This is a genomic window from Streptomyces sp. DT224, from assembly GCF_049844595.1.
In the GTDB taxonomy this organism is placed as follows: Bacteria; Actinomycetota; Actinomycetes; order Streptomycetales; family Streptomycetaceae; genus Streptomyces.
This window is the reverse complement of record NZ_JBNCLI010000001.1, coordinates 798,148-817,034: the sequence shown is the minus strand read 5'-3', so window position 1 is coordinate 817,034 and position 18,887 is coordinate 798,148. Positions and strand designations below refer to the sequence as shown.

The 18,887-nt window shown below is 71.1% G+C and carries 16 protein-coding genes; 4 read left to right on the top strand and 12 right to left on the bottom strand.

Annotated elements, in window-relative coordinates; all coding sequences use genetic code 11:
• Positions 1-503 precede the first annotated feature (503 nt).
• The 3 genes from ACLQ2N_RS03825 to thyX all read right to left on the bottom strand — a co-directional run bounded on the left by ACLQ2N_RS03825 (position 504) and on the right by thyX (position 4,137).
• Positions 504-2,189, bottom strand: coding sequence for a ribonuclease J (locus tag ACLQ2N_RS03825; protein ID WP_425808930.1), 1,686 nt, complete (start codon positions 2,187-2,189; stop codon positions 504-506).
• A gap of 157 nt (positions 2,190-2,346) precedes the next feature.
• Entirely contained in the window at positions 2,347-3,246 is a 900-nt protein-coding gene (gene dapA / locus ACLQ2N_RS03820) for a 4-hydroxy-tetrahydrodipicolinate synthase (protein WP_425808928.1), read from the bottom strand.
• Positions 3,247-3,399: 153 nt separating this feature from the next.
• Positions 3,400-4,137, bottom strand: coding sequence for an FAD-dependent thymidylate synthase (gene thyX, locus ACLQ2N_RS03815; RefSeq protein WP_425808926.1), 738 nt, complete (start codon positions 4,135-4,137; stop codon positions 3,400-3,402).
• 196 nt (positions 4,138-4,333) lie between these two features.
• Here thyX and ACLQ2N_RS03810 point away from each other — a divergent pair, with 196 nt between their 5' ends.
• The gene (locus ACLQ2N_RS03810) at positions 4,334-4,573 is read left to right on the top strand and encodes a hypothetical protein (RefSeq protein ID WP_425808924.1); all 240 of its coding nucleotides are present in this window, start codon (positions 4,334-4,336) and stop codon (positions 4,571-4,573) included.
• A gap of 94 nt (positions 4,574-4,667) precedes the next feature.
• Positions 4,668-5,219 carry a hypothetical protein gene (locus tag ACLQ2N_RS03805; RefSeq protein ID WP_425808922.1) on the top strand — a complete coding sequence of 184 codons (552 nt, stop codon included), beginning with the start codon at positions 4,668-4,670 and terminating at the stop codon, positions 5,217-5,219.
• Positions 5,220-5,287: 68 nt separating this feature from the next.
• On the opposite strand, the gene ACLQ2N_RS03800 is transcribed toward ACLQ2N_RS03805, so the two are convergent.
• From ACLQ2N_RS03800 to eccD, 6 genes are all read right to left on the bottom strand, one after another.
• Positions 5,288-5,782: a hypothetical protein gene (locus tag ACLQ2N_RS03800; RefSeq protein WP_425808920.1), complete on the bottom strand. Its 495-nt coding sequence runs from the start codon at positions 5,780-5,782 to the stop codon at positions 5,288-5,290.
• 11 nt (positions 5,783-5,793) lie between these two features.
• Positions 5,794-6,546, bottom strand: coding sequence for a 4-hydroxy-tetrahydrodipicolinate reductase (gene dapB, locus ACLQ2N_RS03795; protein ID WP_425808918.1), 753 nt, complete (start codon positions 6,544-6,546; stop codon positions 5,794-5,796).
• A gap of 21 nt (positions 6,547-6,567) precedes the next feature.
• On the bottom strand, positions 6,568-7,947 hold the full coding sequence (locus ACLQ2N_RS03790) for a M16 family metallopeptidase (RefSeq protein ID WP_425808916.1): 1,380 nt from the start codon (positions 7,945-7,947) through the stop codon (positions 6,568-6,570).
• Positions 7,944-10,157: a polyribonucleotide nucleotidyltransferase gene (locus ACLQ2N_RS03785; RefSeq protein WP_425808999.1), complete on the bottom strand. Its 2,214-nt coding sequence runs from the start codon at positions 10,155-10,157 to the stop codon at positions 7,944-7,946. Before ACLQ2N_RS03785 ends, ACLQ2N_RS03790 begins: the two co-directional genes overlap by 4 nt.
• Positions 10,158-10,427: 270 nt before the next feature.
• Complete coding sequence (gene rpsO, locus ACLQ2N_RS03780) at positions 10,428-10,718, bottom strand: 30S ribosomal protein S15 (RefSeq protein ID WP_018102307.1); 291 nt, start codon at positions 10,716-10,718, stop codon at positions 10,428-10,430.
• 176 nt (positions 10,719-10,894) lie between these two features.
• On the bottom strand, positions 10,895-12,337 hold the full coding sequence (eccD, locus tag ACLQ2N_RS03775) for a type VII secretion integral membrane protein EccD (RefSeq protein WP_425808914.1): 1,443 nt from the start codon (positions 12,335-12,337) through the stop codon (positions 10,895-10,897).
• Between the two features lie 208 nt (positions 12,338-12,545).
• Between eccD and eccCa the strand changes: the two genes are divergently transcribed.
• Together eccCa and ACLQ2N_RS03765 are read left to right on the top strand one after the other, a co-directional pair.
• Positions 12,546-16,466, top strand: a complete 3,921-nt coding sequence (gene eccCa, locus ACLQ2N_RS03770; protein ID WP_425808912.1) for a type VII secretion protein EccCa — start codon at positions 12,546-12,548, stop codon at positions 16,464-16,466.
• Positions 16,467-16,565: 99 nt separating this feature from the next.
• Positions 16,566-16,799, top strand: coding sequence for a DUF397 domain-containing protein (locus ACLQ2N_RS03765; protein WP_361029265.1), 234 nt, complete (start codon positions 16,566-16,568; stop codon positions 16,797-16,799).
• Positions 16,800-16,889: 90 nt separating this feature from the next.
• Here the strand turns inward: ACLQ2N_RS03765 and ACLQ2N_RS03760 are convergent, their stop codons facing one another.
• The 3 genes from ACLQ2N_RS03760 to mycP form a co-directional block, all read right to left on the bottom strand.
• On the bottom strand, positions 16,890-17,195 hold the full coding sequence (locus ACLQ2N_RS03760; RefSeq protein ID WP_425808910.1) for a WXG100 family type VII secretion target: 306 nt from the start codon (positions 17,193-17,195) through the stop codon (positions 16,890-16,892).
• A gap of 38 nt (positions 17,196-17,233) precedes the next feature.
• Positions 17,234-17,584 (bottom strand): hypothetical protein, encoded by a 351-nt coding sequence (locus tag ACLQ2N_RS03755; protein ID WP_425808909.1) that lies wholly within the window; start codon positions 17,582-17,584, stop codon positions 17,234-17,236.
• 117 nt (positions 17,585-17,701) lie between these two features.
• On the bottom strand, positions 17,702-18,886 hold the full coding sequence (gene mycP, locus ACLQ2N_RS03750) for a type VII secretion-associated serine protease mycosin (RefSeq protein ID WP_425808908.1): 1,185 nt from the start codon (positions 18,884-18,886) through the stop codon (positions 17,702-17,704).
• Position 18,887 lies beyond the last annotated feature (1 nt).

Genomic DNA, 18,887 nt, shown 5'->3' with positions numbered 1-18,887 from the left:
ACAAGGTCGGAATATGACCCGTCGTCCACTGCGTCCTCGCTGTGTTTTGCCTACCCGGACCCGAAGGACCGTGCAGGACTTTCAAAGGAACCTCCAACCTGCCGAAGCAGGCCGGGGTATCAACATATCTGGCGTTGACTTTTGGCACGCTGTTGAGTTCTCAAGGAACGGACGCTTCCTTTGTACTCACCCTCGCGGGCTTTCCTCCGGGCGCTTCCCTTCGGTCTTGCGTTTCCGACTCTATCAGACTCTTTCGTGTCCGATTCCCGGTCGAAGCGGGTCAAGCAGTTTTCGCTTTCCAGTTCTTCGCTTTCGCGTTTCCCTTTCCGGCGGCTCCGACTTTATCAGAAGTTCTGAGTCGGAATTTCCACCCCCCCTCGGAAGCTTCGGGGCGCACGGGTGCGCTCGCTGCTTCCCGGTGAGGTGGAGACGTAAAGGTACTGGAGCGGGGCGCCCCGATGCAAATCGGGGGCCCCGCTCCGGAGTTCGCGCCTGTCGGAGGGTCAGACCTCGACGACGACGGGGAGGATCATCGGGCGCCGGCGGTAGGTGTCCGAGACCCACTTGCCCACCGTGCGGCGGATCAGCTGCTGGAGCTGGTGGGGCTCCATGACGCCGTCCTGGGCCGACTTGTTGAGCGCGTCCTCGATCTTCGGAACGACCGCGATGAACGCGGCGTCGTCGATACCGGAGCCACGAGCCTGGATGTGCGGGCCGCCCACGATCTTGCCCGAGGTGCTGTCGACCACCAGGAACACCGAGATGATGCCCTCGTCTCCGAGGATGCGGCGGTCCTTGAGCGAGGTCTCCGTGACATCGCCGACGGAGAGGCCGTCGACGTACACGTAACCGGCCTGGACCTTGCCGACGATCTTCGCCTTGCCGTCGATGAGGTCCACGACCACGCCGTCCTCGGCGATGACGATGTGGTCCTTCGGTACGCCGGTCAGGGCACCCAGCTCGGCGTTGGCCCGCAGATGGCGCCATTCGCCATGGACCGGCATCAGGTTCTTCGGGCGGCAGATGTTGTAGAAGTACAGCAGCTCGCCGGCCGACGCGTGGCCCGAGACGTGGACCTTGGCGTTGCCCTTGTGGACGACGTTGGCGCCCCAGCGCGAGAGGCCGTTGATCACTCGGTAGACCGCGTTCTCGTTCCCCGGGATCAGGGAAGAGGCCAGGATGACCGTGTCGCCCTGGACGATACGGATCTGGTGGTCGCGGTTGGCCATCCGGGAGAGGGCCGCCATCGGCTCGCCCTGCGAACCGGTGCAGACGAGCACGACCTCGTCGTCCGGCAGGTCGTCCAGGGTCTTGACGTCGACGACGAGCCCGGCGGGGACCTTCAGATAGCCCAGGTCACGCGCGATGCCCATGTTGCGAACCATTGAACGCCCGACGAAGGCGACCCGGCGGCCGTACTCGTGCGCCGTGTCCAGGATCTGCTGGATGCGGTGCACATGGCTGGCGAAGCTGGCCACGATGATGCGCTTCTGCGCATTGGCGAAGACATTGCGCAGAACGTTCTGGATGTCCCGCTCAGGCGGCACGAAGCCCGGGACCTCGGCGTTCGTGGAGTCGGAGAGCAGAAGGTCGATGCCCTCCTCGCTCAGCCGGGCGAACGCGTGGAGGTCGGTGAGGCGGCCGTCCAGCGGGAGCTGGTCCATCTTGAAGTCACCGGTGGCGACGGCCATGCCCGCAGGGGTCCGGATGGCGACCGCGAGGGCGTCCGGGATCGAGTGGTTGACCGCGACGAACTCGCAGTCGAAGACGCCGATGCGCTCGCGCTGCCCCTCCGCCACCTCCAGGGTGTACGGACGGATGCGGTGCTCCTGGAGCTTGGCCTCGATCAGCGCGAGGGTCAGCTTGGAGCCGATGAGCGGGATGTCCGGCTTCAGGCGGAGGAGGTACGGGACACCGCCGATGTGGTCCTCGTGGCCGTGCGTGAGGACGATGCCCTCGACGTCGTCCAGACGGTCCCGGATGGTCGTGAAGTCCGGCAGGATCAGGTCGATCCCGGGCTGCTCCTCCTCGGGGAAGAGGACACCGCAGTCGACGATGAGCAGGCGGCCGCCGTACTCGAAGACCGTCATGTTCCGGCCGATCTCACCGAGGCCGCCGAGCGGGGTGACCCGGAGGGCGCCCTTCGCGAGCTTCGGCGGGGTGCCGAGTTCAGGATGCGGATGACTCAAAAGACTCTCCTTACCACGCGCGCCACGTACCGCTTGGGCACGTGGCGCGCATGTCATTCGTGCACTTGCTGTTGTCTTGGGTGGTGCTGTGGTGCTGTGGTGCGGGCTTCCCCACGTGTGCAGCTGTGTTTCGCGTATTCAGTTGTGAAGTCCGTTGTCAGAGCTCTACCCCGCCGGCGGCGAGATCGATCTTGAGCTGGGCCGTCTCCTGCGCGGTCAGTTCGACCAGGGGCAGCCGGAGCGGGCCCGCCGGGAGGCCCTGGAGCGTCAGTGCGGCCTTGGTGGTGATCACACCCTGGGTGCGGAACATGCCGGTGAAGACCGGCAGCAGCTTCTGGTGGATCTCGGTGGCCTTCTGCACGTCTCCGCCGAGGTGGGCCTCGATGAGCGCCCGCAGGTCCGGGGTGACGACATGGCCGACGACGGAGACCACTCCGACGGCGCCGACGGACAGCAGGGGGAGGTTCAGCATGTCGTCGCCGGAGTACCAGGCGAGGCCCGAACGTGTGATGGCCCAGCTCGCGCGGCCCAGGTCGCCCTTGGCGTCCTTGTTGGCGACGATCCGGGGGTGCTCGGAGAGCCGTACGAGCGTCTCCGTGTCGATCGGCACACCGCTGCGGCCCGGGATGTCGTAGAGCATCACCGGCAGGCCGGTGGCGTCCGCGATGGCGGTGAAGTGCCGCAGCAGACCCTCCTGCGGCGGCTTGTTGTAGTACGGGGTCACGGCGAGGAGGCCGTGGACGCCGCTGCGCTCGGCGGCGCGGGCCAGCTCGATGCTGTGCCGGGTGTCGTTGGTCCCGATGCCGGCGACGATGTGTGCCCGGTCGCCCACCGCTTCGAGGACGGCCCTGACGAGCTGGTCTTTCTCCGCGTCGCTGGTGGTCGGGGACTCGCCGGTGGTGCCGTTGATGATCAGGCCGTCGTTGCCTGCGTCCACCAGGTGGGTGGCGAGCCGCTGCGCGCCCTCGATATCGAGAGCGCCGTCCGCCGTGAACGGCGTGACCATAGCGGTGAGGACCCGCCCGAAGGGGGTCTGCGGAGTGGAGATCGGAGCCATGGGTAACACGCTACTCGCTGCTCGACGCACGGTGCCCCCTCGGGGGGACAAGCAAGAGGAGCCCGGCACTGCCTGCTCGGGGGTTCAAGCAGTGCCGGGTCCGTTTGATCAGCCTAGATGAACTTCTCGAAACGCCGCAATACGGACACCGCCCTATGGGGCGACGCGTCCATTTTTGTTGAAGGCTGCATGGGTGAGCGGCATGAGCCGGGCCCAGTGGGCCTCCATCTGCTCGCCCACCATCTCGATCTCCCGCTGCGGGAACGAGGGCACCTTCGCCATCTCGTGCTGCGTGCGCAGGCCGAGGAAGTGCATCAGGGAGCGCGCGTTGCACGTGGCGTACATCGTGGAGAACAGGCCGACCGGGAGCACCGCCCGGGCCACCTCCCGGGCCACACCGGCCGCCAGCATCTCCTGGTACGCCTCGTACGCCTGCCGGTACGACTCCTCCATGGCCCGGCTGGTGACCGCGTGCTGCTCCGGTGTGCCCTCGACGAACTCGTACTTGCCGGGGCGGCCCTGCTGGATGAGCTTGCGGGACGTGTCGGGGACGTAGAAGACGGGCTGCAGCTCCCTGTAGCGCCCCGATTCCTCGTTGTACGACCAGCCGACGCGGTGCCGCATGAACTCGCGGAACACGAAGATCGGGGCGCTGATGAAGAAGGTCATCGAGTTGTGCTCGAACGGGCTGCCGTGCCGGTCCCGCATCAGGTAGTTGATGAGGCCCTTCGAGCGCTCGGGGTCCTTGGCGATCTCCTCCAGGGACTGCTCACCGGCCGTGGACACACGGGCGGCGAACAGCACGTCGGCGTCCCCCGCAGCGGATTTCACCAGGTCGACGGTGACGTCGCTGCGGAAATGGGCCTTCGTGGGCTCGGGGGTGTCGGTCACCGGCAGGGTCCTTCCAATGGCATCGCTCGGGCGGCGACAACTCTACGGGCTGGGGGAGGACGTGCTCACCAGCGGCTCCGAGCCGGAGATTTTCATGATTTCGTCGGGCGAATCGGCGATTCGGGGCACCGAATGGGGTAGGCGTGCGTCTGACTCGGTAGCACCACCCGAAAGAGACTCCAAGGAGAGCCACCCCATGTTCCGCCGGCGTGAATCCGTCCCGTTCTCGTTCGTAGCCGAGTCCGAGCGGTTCCGCAGTAACGTCACACCTCCTCCCCGTCCCCGCAGTACGGTCTCCGAGCGGGCGGGACGCGTCCTGATCGGCCTCGTCGTCGTCGGCGGCATCGCAGGGTCGCTGCTTCTCGGCCTGCCGGCGCTGGGGCCCGGGCAGGCTCCGGCGCACACGCAGCAGACCGAGGCCGCGCACGGGCGCTGACCCGGACGGACCCCCTGGGGTGGTCGGTCCGGGCATCTCCTCGGTAGCCTCACCGGGCACAGCAATCGAGCGTGCTTGTGAGTGAGGATCAGTCGTGCCCCTGCCCTTCCTGACGGCCGACCGCGCGTTTGACACGAACGCGGAGGACGTGGCGCTGCCGTTCGACGACCACGACAGCTGGCGGCGGCCCTACCGTCCCGGTCCGTGGCGGGTCGCCGCCGCGGCCGGGCTGTTGCTGCTCGCCTCGTTCATCCTGTTCGCCGGGATGATCATCGCGTTCGCCGGAGCGCTGCCGGGGGCGGGCGCGTGTCTCGCGCTCGCCCTCGCGATCATCCTGTGCGCCCTGCGGATGCTGCGCATCGGCGCGTGGGTGAGCCGCCACGGTGTGCGCCGGGTGGGCTTCTTCCGTACGACGACCGTTCCGTGGAGCCGGGCCACTGCCGTACGTACGGTGCAGCAGCCGGTGAAGTGGCTCGGGTTCCCCCGTACCGTGCAGGGTCAGGCGCTGATCGTCGTCCGCAAGGGCGGGGACGCGGTGCCGCCGTTGCTCACGGACTCCAACGCGGATTTTCTCGCGCGGGGGGAGGCGTTTGATCGTGCCGCCGACACGATCGAGGCCTGGGGGGATGAATACCGGCCACGGTAGCGGTTTCGCGGCGCGAGCCGTCCGGTGACTGAGGTGTCCTCAATCGCCGGACGGCTCCTTTTTTGTCCTCAAACGCCGGACGGGCTGGAGAGGTCGCCGGACGGGCTGGGGTGCTCGTCCGGCCGGGTGCTGCGGTGCAACGCGATCGCTCGTTGCATGGCTTTGCGGGCTCGGGGGGTGTCCCGGGCGTCCTGGTAGGCGACCGCCAGGCGGAACCAGCAGCGCCAGTCGTCCGGGGTGTCCTCCGTCTCCTCGCGGCGTCGTTCGAACACCGCGTCGGCGGAGGCGCGGTCGATGCGGCCGCTGGGCGTGCGCAGCAGTTCGTCGACGGGGAGGCCGCCCTCCGCGTCCAGTTCGGCGGCCAGGGCGTTGGCCCTGCGGACGAACTGGGTGTTCTTCCACAGGAACCACACGCCGATCGCCGGCAGGACCAGCACGGCGATCCCGAAGGTCACCGTGATGAGGGTGCCGTGCTTGATGAGCAGGACGCCACGGCTGCCGACCAGGACGAAGTAGAAGACCAGGACGGCTGCGGTGACGACGTAAGTGATCTTTGCGCGCATGGCGGGGCCAGTCAGTTCAGGTCGAGGAAGTGTTCCAGGCCGAACGTGAGGCCGGGAGTGGTCACCACGCGGCGGGCGCCCAGCAGGATGCCGGGCATGAAGCTGCTGTGGTGCAGGGAGTCGTGCCGGATGGTGAGGGTCTCGCCCTCGCCGCCGAGCAGTACCTCCTGGTGGGCCAGGAGACCGCGGAGGCGGACCGAGTGGACCGGGATGCCGTCGACGTCGGCGCCGCGCGCCCCGTCCAGCGCGGTGCTGGTGGCGTCGGGCTGCGGAGCGCGGTCCGCCTCGCGGCGGGCGGCGGCGATGAGCTGGGCGGTGCGGGCGGCGGTGCCCGAGGGGGCGTCGGCCTTGTTGGGGTGGTGGAGCTCGATGACCTCGACGGACTCGAAGTAGCGGGCCGCCTGCTGGGCGAACTTCATGGTGAGGACCGCGCCGATGGAGAAGTTCGGCGCGATGAGCACACCGGTCTCCGGGGAGGCGGAGAGCCAGGTGTCGAGCTGCGCGAGCCGCTCGTCGGTCCAGCCGGTGGTGCCGACCACCGCGTGGATGCCGTGGCCGACGCAGTACTCGAGGTTCTCCATCACCGAGGCGGGGGTGGTCAGCTCGACGGCGACCTGGGCGCCGGTCTCGGCGAGGGTCTCCAGCTTGTCGCCCCGGCCGAGTGCGGCCACGAGCTCCAGGTCGTCGGCGGCTTCGACGGCTCGTACCGCCTCGGAGCCGATACGGCCCTTGGCGCCGAGAACGGCCACGCGCAGCTTGCTCATTGCTCTGCTTCCTTGGGGGTTTTAGGCGACCGCTTCGTGGAGACGGGCGGCCTGCTTGTCCTTGAGCGGTCCGATGACGGACAGCGAGGGGCGGTGTCCGAGGAGCTCGCCCGCGACGGAGCGGATGTCGTCCGGTGTCACCTCGCCGATACGGGACAGCATCTCGTCCACCGACATCTGCTCGCCCCAGCACAGCTCGCTCTTGCCGATGCGGTTCATCAGCGCGCCGGTGTCCTCCAGGCCGAGGACGGTGGAGCCGGAGAGCTGGCCGATGGCGCGGCTGATCTCCTCGTCGCTCAGCCCGTCCGAGGCGACCCGGTCGAGCTCGTCGCGGCAGATCTTGAGGACGTCGTGCACCTGGCTCGGGCGGCAGCCCGCGTACACGCCGAACAGGCCGCAGTCCGCGAAGCCCGAGGTGTACGAGTAGACGCTGTAGGCCAGGCCGCGCTTCTCCCGTACCTCCTGGAAGAGGCGGGAGCTCATACCGCCGCCGAGGGCGGTGTTGAGGACGCCCAGGGCCCAGCGGCGTTCGTCGGTGCGGGCCAGGCCGGGCATGCCGAGGACCACATGGGCCTGCTCGGTCTTGCGGCCCAGGACCTCGACCCGCCCGGCGGTGCGCAGGGCACGGGAGCCCTCGCGGGGCGCGGTGGGGACCGCGTCCGTACGGGAGAGGGCGCCGGCCCTGTCGAACGCCTTGCGGACCTGGCGTACGACGGTGGCGTGGTCGATGTTGCCCGCGGCGGCGACGACGAGGCGGGTCGGGTCGTAGTGCTTCTTGTAGAAGCGGGCGATCTGACCCCGGTTCAGGGCGTTGATCGTGTCAACGGTGCCGAGGACGGGGCGGCCGAGCGGGGTGTCGCCGAGCATGGTGTGCGCGAACAGGTCGTGCACGCAGTCGCCCGGGTCGTCCTCCGTCATCGCGATCTCTTCGAGGATGACGCCGCGCTCGGCGTCGACGTCCTCGGGGGCGATCAGCGAGCCGGTCAGCATGTCGCAGACGACGTCGATGGCGAGCGGCAGGTCCGTGTCGAGGACCCGCGCGTAGTAGCAGGTGTACTCCTTCGCCGTGAAGGCGTTCATCTCGCCGCCGACCGCGTCGATGGCGGAGGAGATGTCGAGGGCGCTGCGCCTGGCGGTGCCCTTGAAGAGGAGGTGTTCGAGGTAGTGCGTCGCGCCGTTCAGGGTGGGCGTCTCGTCGCGCGAGCCGACGTTCGCCCAGATGCCGAAGGTGGCGGAGCGTACGGAGGGCAGGGTCTCGGTGACGACGCGGAGGCCGCCGGGGAGGACCGTACGGCGGACCGTGCCGATGCCGTTGCTGCCCTTGAGAAGCGTTTGGGTACGGGCGACGGCCCGCCCCTCGGAGGAGGGGCGGGCCGTCGTCGCGGAACTACGGGACGTCACTTGGCGGCGTCGTCCTTCTTCTCGTCTTCTTCACCCTCGATGACGGGGATGAGGGAGAGCTTGCCGCGGGAGTCGATCTCGGCGATCTCGACCTGGACCTTGGCGCCGACGCCGAGCACGTCCTCGACGTTCTCCACGCGCTTGCCGCCGGCCAGCTTGCGGATCTGCGAGATGTGCAGCAGGCCGTCCTTGCCCGGCATGAGCGACACGAACGCACCGAAGGTGGTCGTCTTGACGACCGTACCCAGGTAGCGCTCGCCGACCTCCGGCATGGTCGGGTTGGCGATCGCGTTGATCGTGGCGCGGGCGGCCTCGGCCTGCGAGCCCTGCTGGGCACCGATGTAGATGGTGCCGTCGTCCTCGATCGTGATGTCGGCGCCGGTGTCCTCCTGGATCTGGTTGATCATCTTGCCCTTGGGGCCGATGACCTCACCGATCTTGTCCACCGGGATCTTGACGGTGATGATCCGCGGGGCGTTCGGGGACATCTCGTCCGGGACGTCGATGGCCTCGTTCATGACGTCGAGGATGTGGAGGCGGGCGTCGCGCGCCTGCTTCAGCGCGGCGGCCAGGACCGAGGCGGGGATGCCGTCGAGCTTGGTGTCGAGCTGGAGCGCGGTGACGAACTGCTTCGTACCGGCGACCTTGAAGTCCATGTCACCGAACGCGTCCTCGGCACCGAGGATGTCGGTGAGAGCGACGTAGTGGGTCTTGCCGTCGATCTCCTGGGAGATCAGGCCCATGGCGATGCCCGCGACGGCGGCCTTGAGGGGCACACCGGCGTTCAGCAGGGACATGGTGGAGGCGCAGACCGAACCCATGGACGTCGAGCCGTTGGAGCCCAGGGCCTCGGAGACCTGGCGGATCGCGTAGGGGAACTCCTCGCGGGACGGGAGGACCGGCACGATCGCGCGCTCGGCGAGCGCGCCGTGGCCGATCTCGCGACGCTTGGGCGAGCCCACGCGGCCGGTCTCGCCGACGGAGTACGGCGGGAAGTTGTAGTTGTGCATGTAGCGCTTGCGGGTCACCGGGGAGAGGGTGTCCAGCTGCTGCTCCATGCGGAGCATGTTGAGGGTGGTGACGCCCAGGATCTGGGTCTCGCCACGCTCGAACAGGGCGGAGCCGTGCACGCGCGGGATGGCCTCGACCTCGGCGGCGAGCGTACGGATGTCCGTGACGCCGCGGCCGTCGATGCGGACCTTGTCCTTGATGACGCGCTCGCGGACCAGCTTCTTGGTCAGCGCGCGGTAGGCACCGGAGATCTCCTTCTCGCGGCCCTCGAACTCGGGGAGGAGCTTCTCGCCCGCGATCTCCTTGATGCGGTCGAGCTCCGCCTCGCGCTCCTGCTTGCCGGCGATGGTGAGCGCCTTGGCGAGCTCGGTGCTGACGGCCTTGGTGAGGGCCTCCAGGACGTCGTCCTGGTAGTCGAGGAAGACCGGGAACTCACCGGTGGGCTTGGCGGCCTTGGCGGCGAGGTCGGACTGCGCCTTGCAGAGCGCCTTGATGAAGGGCTTGGCGGCTTCCAGACCGGCGGCGACGACCTCTTCGGTCGGGGCCTCGGCGCCGTCCTTGACGAGCTGGATGGTCTTCTCGGTGGCCTCGGCCTCGACCATCATGATCGCGACGTCGCCGTCCTCCAGGACGCGGCCCGCGACGACCATGTCGAAGACGGCGTCCTCGAGCTCGGTGTGCGTCGGGAAGGCGACCCACTGGCCCTTGATCAGGGCGACGCGGGTGGCGCCGATCGGCCCGGAGAAGGGCAGGCCCGCCAGGATCGTTGAGGCGGAGGCGGCGTTGATCGCGACCACGTCGTACAGGTGGTCGGGGTTGAGCGCCATGATCGTCTCGACGATCTGGATCTCGTTGCGCAGGCCCTTCTTGAAGGAGGGGCGCAGCGGCCGGTCGATCAGACGGCAGGTGAGGATCGCGTCCTCGGAGGGGCGGCCCTCCCGGCGGAAGAACGAACCCGGGATCTTGCCCGCGGCGTACTGCCGCTCCTCGACGTCCACCGTCAGGGGGAAGAAGTCGAGGTTGTCCTTGGGCCGCTTGGAAGCGGTGGTGGCCGACAGCACCATGGTGTCGTCGTCCAGGTACGCGACGGCGGAGCCGGCGGCCTGCTTGGCCAGGCGGCCCGTCTCGAAGCGGATGGTGCGGGTGCCGAAGGTGCCGTTGTCGATGACGGCCTCGGCGTAGTGGGTCTCGTTCTCCACTAGTGAATTCTCCATACTCGTCGTCTTTCGTCCGGGCGCCCGTGTGGCGCCGGACGGAGCGGAGAAGCGCGCCGTGTGTGCGGGGCCGGTCTTCGATCGAAGCTCCCGGGCGTTGTCCCGGGGGCCACTACCGAGGACCGGCGGCGGCCGTGCGGCGCCTCTCCTCGTCTGTTGTTGTACGTCCAGGTTACTGAGGTTGCCCCCGGTACCGCACGTACGGCAAAGGGAGCGGCTCCCAGAGTGAGGGAACCGCTCCCTTGCGCAGCGGTCTTACTTGGCGCCGCCGGCCGCACCGCGGCGGATGCCGAGGCGGTCGACGAGCGCACGGAAGCGCTGGATGTCCTTCTTGGCCAGGTACTGCAGGAGGCGGCGACGCTGGCCGACCAGGATCAGCAGACCACGACGGGAGTGGTGGTCGTGCTTGTGCGTCTTGAGGTGCTCCGTCAGGTCCGAGATGCGGCGCGAGAGCATGGCGACCTGGACCTCGGGGGAACCGGTGTCGCCCTCCTTCGTCGCGAACTCGGTCATGATCTGCTTCTTCGTAGCGGCGTCGAGCGGCACGCGGTACTCCTCTTGGTGTTCGATGCGCCCACGAGTGCCCCTGGTCTGGTTCTCAGGGGAGCTTGGGTGACTCGGGAGCGAGGGTCCGATGAGCGCAGCTCCCAGAGCGAACCGGGAACGCGTACACAAACGGCCACAGCCAGACTACCAGCCGCCCGGACCGGCCCCGCCGGCCGTCAGCCGGTGAGCGCCCTCGCGCGCGTGTAGAGGTCCAGGACCGCGAGGCAGAGCGGGACGAGGGAGAGCAGGAGCGCGCTCTCGGCCAGGTCCAGGAATCTGCCCCAGAACGGGGAGAAGCCCTTGCGCGGGACGGTCGCCCCCGCGGCGGCGAGGAGTACGGCGCCGGCGACGAGCGCCGCGCACAGTCCGGCCGTACGGGGATACAGGGCCGGGTCGTCTCCCCCGGTGGTGAGGGCGAGGCCGGTGACCGGGGCGGCGAGCGCGCCGATGCCCGCGACCAGCAGGCAGGCGACCTGGGCGGTGTAGCGGAAGAGGCGGGCGCGGAGCAGCAGCGCCGGCCCGGCCGCGAGAGCGAGGAGCCGGGCCCAGATGTTGTCCGAGGCGCCGAGGACGGCTGCCGCGGAGGCGGCCAGGCCCGCGCAGCCCCCGGCCAGGCCGAGCAGCAGTTCGTGGCCGCGCCGGGCCCGGTCCGCGACGAGGCGGGTGTCGACCGGGGCGACGGGAGGGGGCTCCTCGGGGTCCTCGCCCTCGTCACTGAAGGGGTCCGTCGGCGACGGCGCGGCGTACCCGATCGGGAGCCGGGCGAAACGGGCCGAGAGGCCGGGCAGGAACGCGATGAGCCCGAGGGCGGCGGGGACGCAGACGGCGGCCGCGGCGGTGGCGGACGCCTCGGTGAGGATCGCGGCGAACGCGGCCAGGGCTCCGGCGCCGGCCAGGAAGGCGGCGCCGGCGAAGGGTGCGTCGCCGCACGGGGCGAGCGCGGTGAGGGCGGCCGAGACGACGAGCACGGCGGCGCAGCCCAGCAGGAACTGCAGCCGGCCCGCTCCCCCGCCCGGGTCCGGGGCGATGAGGCCGGATCCGGCGAGGAGGACGAGCGGCAGGGCGCCCAGGCCGAGCGCGGCGGCGGTGACGCGGTCGGCGTGGACCCGGGCGCGTACGGCGGCGACGGTGGCGGACAGGAGTCCGGCGACGCCCGCGACGGCTCCGGGTGGCCCGTGCATGTCGTGGCGGACCGGGTCGGCCCGCCACAGGACGAGGGCCGCCAGGAGGAGGAGCAGGGCGCCGGCGGCCGGGGCCGCGCCGCGCAGCAGGTCGTCGCTCCACAGGTGGCGGTCGCGGCCCGCGGCCGAGGCGATGGCGTCGGCGACGTCGTCGAAGACGGGCGGGGGAAGCGAGGCGGCGAAGGGCCGCAGGGTGAGGATGTCGCCGTCGAGGACGCGTTGCGCGGCGAGGGTGCGGGCGCCGTCCAGGACCGTTCCGTCGAGCCGCACGAGGTGGTGGCCGGGGGGTGCGGTGGGGGGTCCGGCCGGTCCGGTGAGGCGCAGGATCTCGGGCCAGATGTCGGCGGCGGCGATGTCCTCGGGCAGGGCGACGTCGATACGGCTGTCGGGCGTGACGACGGTGACGCGGCAGAAGCCGGTCGTTGCGGTCGGACTCACGTGTCGGGGGCCCCTGTTCGTCGCTGGTCGGCGGTGTCCGCACGATGGGCGGGCCACCCTATCGGGCGGATCGGGGCGAAGACTGACAGTGCGTAGGATCACGGGCGCTTCGGGGCGGGGGTGTCCCTCCGGTGTGCGCACGCGCCGGCCCGCCCTTCCCCCTTACCTCCCGTCCCACACACCTCCGCACCCAAGGATCGATGCACCGGTGAGTCAGATCGTCGTGAAGCGTCCGCCCCGCCTGCTGCCGCCGGAAATTCCCACGAACGAGGTGTTGTTGGAGCCCCCTCCGGTGCTGCCGCGCGGGCAGCGCGAGGGGGTGCTGATGCAGCTTCTTCCGGTGCTGGGCATGGCGTCGTCGGTGGTGTTCTTCTTCTCGCCGCAGGCGCCGCCGTTCATGCGGATCATGGGTGTGCTGATGCTGGTGTCGACGCTGGCGATGGTGGTGGCCCAGGTGGTGCGGTACCGGCGCGGTACGCAGGGGCGGACGGCGGACGCGCGGGGTGACTACCTCGCGCGGCTGGCGCGGGCCCGCCGTGCGGTGCGGCGGACGGCGCGGCTCCAGCGCGACGGTCTGCTGTTCACTCATCCCGCCCCCGGTCAGCTGTGGGCGGTGGTCGCGGGCGGAAGCCGGGTGTGGGAGCGGCGGCCCGGCGACGCGGACTTCGGGGTGGTGCGGATCGGTCTCGGCAGGCAGCGGCTCGCGACCCCGTTGGCCGTGCCGGAGCACGCTCCGGGTGAGCCGGAGCCGGTGTGCGCGGACGCGGTGCGGCGGTTCGTCGCGGTGCACGGCTCACTGGACGGCCTGCCGTTGTGCGTTCCGCTGCGGGAGGCGTACCGGGTGCGGCTGAGTGGGTCGGCGGAGCCCGTCAGGGCGGCGGCGCGGGCGCTGGTGGCGCAGTTGGCGGCGTTGCACTCCCCCCGGGACCTGGTGGTGGCGGTGGTGGCCGCGCGGGACGCGGCGGTGTGCTGGGAGTGGGTGAAGTGGCTGCCACATGTCCAGGTGCCCGGTGAGGTGGACGGTGCCGGTGCGAAGAGGCTGTTCGCCCGGGAGCCGGGCGGGTTGGAACCGCTGCTCGGCCCTCTGCTGGAGGGGCGCGGGCGCTTCGCTTCGGAGGGGTTGCCGCTGCCGGACCGGCCGCATGTCGTCGTGGTGCTGGACGGGGCGGGGGTGGCCCGGGGTTCGGTGCTGGGTGCGGCGGGGGGCGTGGAGGGGGTGACGCTGGTCGAGGTGGCCCCGGGTGATGCGGAGGGACCGCGCGGTGCTCTGTGTGTGCGGGTGCGCCCCGGTGTGCTGGAGGCGGAGTGCGGGGTGGGTGTGCCGGACGGGCTGTCGCTGCCGGAGGCGGAGGCGCTGGCCCGGCGGCTCGCTCCGTTGCGGGCCGGTGGGCGGGACGGGGACGAGCCGCTGCTGGCCGCGCTGGACTTCGCCGATCTGCTGGACCTGGGCGACGCGGGGGCGGTGGAGGTGGAGCGGACCTGGCGGCCCCGGCCGGTGGCGGAGCGGCTGCGGGTGCCGATCGGGGTGGGCGAGGACGGTGTTCCGGTGGTGCTCGACCTGAAGGAGTCGGCGCTCGACGGGATGGGGCCGCACGGGCTGTGTGTGGGCGCGACCGGTTCGGGGAAGTCCGAGTTGCTGCGGACGCTGGTGCTCGGTCTTGCCGTCACTCATTCCTCCGAAACGCTGAACTTCGTGCTCGCCGACTTCAAGGGCGGGGCGACGTTCGCGGGGATGGCGGGGATGCCGCATGTGGCCGCCGTCATCACGAATCTGGCGGACGACCTGGCGCTGGTCGACCGGATGGGCGACGCGCTGCGCGGGGAGCTCCAGCGTCGTCAGGAACTGCTGCGGGCGGCGGGCAACTTCGCCGGCATCCATGACTACGAGCGGGCCCGGGCGGCGGGCGCCGCGCTGGAGCCGTTGGCGACGCTGGTGCTGGTCATCGACGAGTTCTCCGAACTTCTGACCGCTCAGCCCGATTTCATCGACACCTTCATCCGGATCGGGCGCATCGGCCGGTCGCTGGGTGTGCATCTGCTGCTGGCGTCCCAGCGCCTCGAGGAGGGGAGGCTGCGGGGGCTGGAGACCTATCTCTCGTACCGGATCGGGCTGCGCACGTTCTCGGCGGAGGAGTCGCGGGCCGCGCTGGGTGTGCCGGACGCGTACGACCTGCCGCCGGTGCCCGGTTCGGGGTTCCTGAGGACCGGTACGCGGGAACTGACCCGCTTCAAAGCGGCGTACGTCTCGGGGCCGTACCGGCCGGGTGGGGCCGGGCGGGCTGCCGGGGAGGGGCCGGGGGGCCTTACGGCGGCGCTGTTCAGCGCGCTGCCGGTGCCGGTGTCCGCGCCTGTGGCCGTGGCTGAGGTGCGCGGGGCCGACGCGGTCGCAAAGTCCGTGCTCGACGTGGTGGTGCGGCGGCTCGAGGGGCGGGGCGTGCCCGCCCATCAGGTGTGGCTGCCTCCGCTGGACCGGGCGCCGGGGCTGGACGCGCTGCTGCCGGACCTCGCTGCGGACCCGGAGCGCGGGTTCACCGTCGCGGGGGGCGGCGGGCGTGGCGGGTTGGTCGTTCCGCTCGGGCTCGTGGACAAGCCGTTCGAGCAGCGGCGCGAGGTGCTGTTCCAGGACTTCTCCGGGGCGGCGGGGCACATGCTGGTGGTCGGCGGGCCGCAGTCCGGCAAGTCCACGGTGCTGCGCACGCTGGTCATGTCCTTCGCGCTCACCCACACCCCGCGTGAAGTCCAGTTCTACGGACTCGACTTCGGTGGTGGCGCGCTCGCGTCGCTGTCGGGTCTGCCGCATGTCGGCTCGGTCGCCTCACGGCTGGATCCCGAGCGAGTGCGGCGTACGGTCGCGGAGGTGGCCGGGGTGCTGCGGGCCCGTGAGGAGGCGTTCCGGGCGCGGGGCATCGGTTCCATGGCCGCGTACCGGCGCGAGCGGGCCCGTGGCGGTCTGCCCGGTGAGGCATGGGGCGACGTCTTCCTCGTCGTGGACGGCTGGGGCGGTTTCCGTACGGAGTACGAGGAGTTGGAGCCCGTCGTCACCGACATCGCGGCCCGGGGCCTCGGTTACGGGGTGCATGTGGTGCTCACCGCCGCCCGCTATCTGGAGGTGCGGGCCGCGCTGAAGGACCACCTGGCCGGGCGGCTCGAACTGCGGCTCGGTGACGTGTCGGACTCCGAGTTCGACCGGAGGGTCGCCGCGCGGGTTCCCGCCGGGGTGCCGGGCCGGGGGCAGGTGGCGGAGAGGCTGCACTTCCTGGCCGCCGCGCCGTGCCTGGGCCCGGTGGAGGACCCGGCCGGACTGCCGGACCGTACGGCGGAGCTGGCCGGGCGGATCCGGGCGGACTGGGCGGGGCCGCCGACCCCGCCCGTACGGCTGCTGCCCGCGGTGCTCCCCGCCGAGCGGCTGCCCAAGGGGGACGAGTTCCCGGAGCGGGGTGTCGCGATCGGCATCGCCGAATCCGATCTGGAGCCGGTGTTCGTGGACTTCGACGCCGATCCGTTCCTTCTGGTGTTCGGGGAGAGTGAATCGGGGAAGACGGCTCTGCTGCGGCTGCTCGCCCGGCAGATCGCCCGCCGCTACTCCCCCGACGAGGCGAAGCTCGTCGTCGGGGACTACCGGCGAGGGCTGCTGGGCGCCCTGCCGGAGAGCCATCTGCTGGAGTACGCGCCGACGCCGGACGCGCTCGCGACGCATATGGAGGCGCTGGCCGGGGTGTTCGCGCGGCGCCGGCCTCCGGCCGATGTCACGCCCCGGCAGTTGCGGGAGCGCAGTTGGTGGGCGGGTCCGAGGATCTTCGTCGTCGTGGACGACTACGACCTCGTCGCGACGGGCACGGGCAGCCCTCTCGCCCCGCTCGCGGACTGTCTTCCGTTCGCGCGGGACACCGGGGTGCGCTTCGTCGTCGCGCGCGGCTGTGCCGGCGCGTCCCGCGCGATGTACGAGCCGTTCCTGCAGCGGATCAAGGAGCTGGGCGCGCAGGGGGTCGTGCTGTCGGGTGATCCCGGGGAGGGCGATCTGGTCGGCTCGGTGCGCGCCCGCCCGATGCCGCCGGGGCGCGCGTGCATGGCGACGCGGCGCGGCGGGAAGAGCCTCGTGCAGACCGGCTGGCTGCCGGAACGGGGGTGAGCGTCGGGGCGTCCGCGGGGGTTCGGCGGAGCGGGTCCCCGGCCGCCGTGTTGCCTGTACGGTGCCGTGCAGAGCCAGGTACGGAAAGGAGCTCTCACGATGGGCACGCAGGCGGAGAAGGACGAGCTGTACGCACTCGACATCTCGGGGGTGGAATGGCTGTGTGCTCCCGGGACGGAGCAGGAGGAGGAGCGCGTCGAGATCGCGCACCTTCCCGGCGGCGCGGTGGCCATGCGGTCCTCTCTGGACCCGGACACGGTGCTCAGGTACACGGAGGCCGAGTGGCGCGCGTTCGTCCTCGGCGCGAGGGACGGCGAGTTCGACCTTCCGTAGTCGTCACCGGGTAGGTGTGGGGCACGTTCGAGTGAACGTGCCCCTTCGTACGTCCGGGCCCGGGGGCCCGGGCCGTCGGCCGCGGCCCTGTCAGTAGGCCTCGGTGAACAGGCGTGAGGACCGGAGGTCCGTGGCCCGGTAGTGGTCCTTGCCGCTCTCGATGAGCCTCGCGACCTCGTCGAGCCGGCCCCTCATGTGGTCGGCCTTGTTCCGGTACTTGTGCTGGAGCGTCACGTACTCGGCGTGCGCCTGGCCGTCCCAGGTGTCGGTGACGACCTTGAGCGCGCCGTCCATCTCCTCCAGGTCCCGGCAGATGTTCCGCGAGACCGCGCGGATGCGGTTGGCGACCTCCTGGACGCTCTCGTACCTGACCTTGGTGTGCGGGTCGTACCCCATCGGTTTCCTCTGGTCGTGTCGGGGGAACAGCGCCGGGTTCAGACGCCGTTCAGGGCGGAGCCACCGCCGGCGGAGGCCGGTTCCCGCACCGCCTTGAAGGCGGCGCGGACCTCCTCGTCGTTCGCGTTGCTGAGGTTCCTGGTGCCGTCGACGGCGTTGAGCAGTACGCCGAGGAGGCGCCGGATCTCGTCGTGGTCCTCGTTGACCACGAGCTGCGCGGAGGTGAAGCCCGAGGCGCCCGCGCCGGTCCAGCCGGCCCCCACCGTCGCGAGGACGTCGGCCAGCTCGCGAGCCTGCCGGGACACCGCCTCGGCCGTGTGGACGATCTTGTTCCTGGCCTGGACGACCGGATCGTCGGCAAGCGCGAATCCACTGGTGGGGCTGGTCATACGAGGTCCTCTCTCTGGGCCGTTCAGGCGGCTCAGGCTAGCCAGTCCGGCCTGCGTTCCCGGCCGCCGTGGAGGCCCCTCGATCGTGCGCGAGGACGGATTCCTGGGCCCTCGGGCTCATCCCGTACGACGTCGGCGCAGCTCCCGCGCGACGGCCGCCGCGCCCGCCACCGCGCCGGTCAGCAGGACCGTGAGGGCCATGGCCCAGGCGGCGTAGCGGCGGTCGCGCCGCTGCCGCGTGTCCGCGGCGGACAGCGGCACCGGGTCCGGTGCGCGGGCGCCGGAGGGCGGCTCGTCGGGGTGCGGCGCGTCCTGCGGGGTGTCGTCGCCGGACAGTGCGCGGACCGGGTCGACTACACCCCATCCGACGAATTCGTCACGCCCGTTGACGGAGCGCTCCGCGGTCTGTTCGATGCGGGCGGCGATCTGCGCGGCCGTCCAGTGCGGGTACTTGGCGCGCATGAGTGCGGCGACCGCGCTCACGTAGGGGGCGGCGTAGCTGGTCCCGCTGTCCGTGCAGTGGCCCCGGCCGGGGGCGGTGGAGACGATGTCGACGCCCGGCGCGGCGACGTCCACGAAGCTCCCGGGCCGGGAGAAGGGCGCTCGTTCGTCGTCGCGGCCGGACGCGGCGACGGCGATGACCCCGTCGAACGCGGCCGGGTAGGCGGGCGTACGGGTCGGGTGGGTGCCGTCGTTGCCGGCGGAGGCGACGACCACGACGTCCCGGCGGACGGCCTCGGCCACCGCGCGGCCCAGGGCGGAGTCGGCGGTCTGCGGGCGGACGGTCTCCTGCGAGATGTTGACGACCTGGGCGTGCCGGGCGACGGCGAGGCGGATCGCGGCGGCCAGTGACGCGTCGGTGCCGTGGCCGCGCGCGTCGTTCTGGCGGACCGGGAGGACGGTCGCTCCGGGGGCGAGCCCGACGAAGCCGGTCCCTTCGCGGGGTCGGGCGGCGATGATTCCGGCGACGCGGGTGCCGTGGCCCACCGTGTCGCCGGTGCCGTCGCCGCCCGGGCCCAGCATGTCGGCGCCGGCGGTGACCGCGCCCGCGAGCTGGGGGTGGGTGTCGTCCACCCCGGTGTCGATGACGGCGACGCGGACGCCCTCACCCCGGGTGTCGTGCCAGAGCTCGTCCAGGAGCACGCGCTGCAGCGGCCATGGGCGGCCCTCGAACCGGCGGTTCGCCGGCAGGACGCACGCGCCGCCGTCCGGACCGGTGATCGCGTACGCGGGCGGGGCCGCGGCGAGGGTGGCCAGCGCGGCGAGGGCCACCGCCGGCCGCGTCGCCGTCCGGGGCGCCACG

What these genes read in the sequence shown, in the direction of transcription:
- dapA (WP_425808928.1), bottom strand. Translation starts at nt 3,246, where the DNA reads ATGGCTCCGATCTCCACTCCGCAGACCCCCTTCGGGCGGGTCCTCACC.
- ACLQ2N_RS03810 (WP_425808924.1), top strand. Translation starts at nt 4,334, where the DNA reads ATGTTCCGCCGGCGTGAATCCGTCCCGTTCTCGTTCGTAGCCGAGTCC.
- ACLQ2N_RS03800 (WP_425808920.1), bottom strand. Translation starts at nt 5,782, where the DNA reads ATGCGCGCAAAGATCACTTACGTCGTCACCGCAGCCGTCCTGGTCTTC.
- dapB (WP_425808918.1), bottom strand. Translation starts at nt 6,546, where the DNA reads ATGAGCAAGCTGCGCGTGGCCGTTCTCGGCGCCAAGGGCCGTATCGGC.
- ACLQ2N_RS03765 (WP_361029265.1), top strand. Translation starts at nt 16,566, where the DNA reads ATGGGCACGCAGGCGGAGAAGGACGAGCTGTACGCACTCGACATCTCG.
- ACLQ2N_RS03760 (WP_425808910.1), bottom strand. Translation starts at nt 17,195, where the DNA reads ATGGGGTACGACCCGCACACCAAGGTCAGGTACGAGAGCGTCCAGGAG.
- ACLQ2N_RS03755 (WP_425808909.1), bottom strand. Translation starts at nt 17,584, where the DNA reads ATGACCAGCCCCACCAGTGGATTCGCGCTTGCCGACGATCCGGTCGTC.